Annotated in this window: 1 protein-coding gene; it reads left to right on the top strand. The window is 60.6% G+C overall.

The features are described 5' to 3' along the window. Window positions 1–181: 181 nt before the first annotated feature. Window positions 182–1,160: IS481 family transposase (locus tag BQ17_RS13430; RefSeq protein WP_089727885.1), on the top strand; the 979-nt coding region annotated here is incomplete at its 3' end.

Raw genomic sequence — 1,160 nt, 5'->3', positions numbered from 1 at the left:
TGTCAGGTCCCGTGTGATTATATACCAAGGAGGAGCTATCCTTTGTTGCAGGCAAGAGCGGTCTTACAGCTGCTTGCGGGAGAGGGAGCGGAAGGAACCGGCAAGGTAGCCGAGGGGCTGATCAGGAGCGCCTGATCTGATCCTCACACTCACCCGAATCCTGAGTCGAGCGATTACCCTGATGAACATCCACTTGCACCAGCACGCCCGCACCACCCCGGCCATCCGTCTGGAACTCCAGGCTCAGCCCGCATCAGTGAGCAACCGGGAATTGGCAGCAGTCTACCACCTCAATCGCCACACGGTTGCGAAATGGCGCCGACGCGAAGGGACAGATGATGCCTCCCACCGCCCGCACCGGCTCCAGGCGACCCTCAGCGCGGCCCAGGAAGCGGTGGTCGTGGCCTTGCGTGAGAGCCTGCTGTTGCCCCTGGATGACCTGCTGGCGGTGACCCGCGAGTTCATCCATGGCGAGGTCTCGCGCTCGGGCCTGGACCGCTGTCTGCGCCGCCATGGCGTGTCGAACCTCAAGGCGCTGATGCCCCAGGAGGACGGCGCCAAGCCGCCGGTGAAGAGCTTCAAGGATTACGCGCCCGGCTTTGTGCACGTGGACGTGAAGTACCTGCCCCAAATGCCGGATGAGGGCCAGCGGCAGTATCTCTTCGCCGCCATCGACCGCGCCACGCGCTGGGTTTACGTGGAACTCCTCAAGGACAAGTCAGCCGCCTCCGCCAGCGGTTTTCTCAAGCGCTTGATCGAGAAGGCGCCGTTCACCATCACCAAGGTTCTCACCGACAATGGCAAGGAATTCACCGACCGCTTCTGTGCCACCGGTGAACGCCAGCCCACCGGTGCCCATGCCTTCGATCAGGTCTGCGCTGCCAACCACGTCGAACACCGCTTGATCAAACCTAGAACCCCCCAAACCAACGGCATGATCGAGCGCTTCAACGGCCGCATCGCTGACGTCTTGGCCACCACCCGCTTCGACTCATCCCAGCACTTGACCGACACCATCAAACGCTACGTCCAGGTCTATAATCAACACATTCCCCAAAAGGCCTTGGGCCACATGCCTCCCCTCCAGACCATGAAAAGCTGGTACCAAAAACAACCCAATCTGTTCAAAAAACGTGTCTATAATCTGGCGGGACTTGACA

It is taken from the genome of Candidatus Thiosymbion oneisti (genome assembly GCF_900092655.1).
In the GTDB taxonomy this organism is placed as follows: Bacteria; Pseudomonadota; Gammaproteobacteria; order Chromatiales; family Chromatiaceae; genus Thiosymbion; species Thiosymbion oneisti.
Note: the sequence above shows the minus strand (reverse complement) of the source record. Positions and strands in the feature narration are given on the sequence as shown.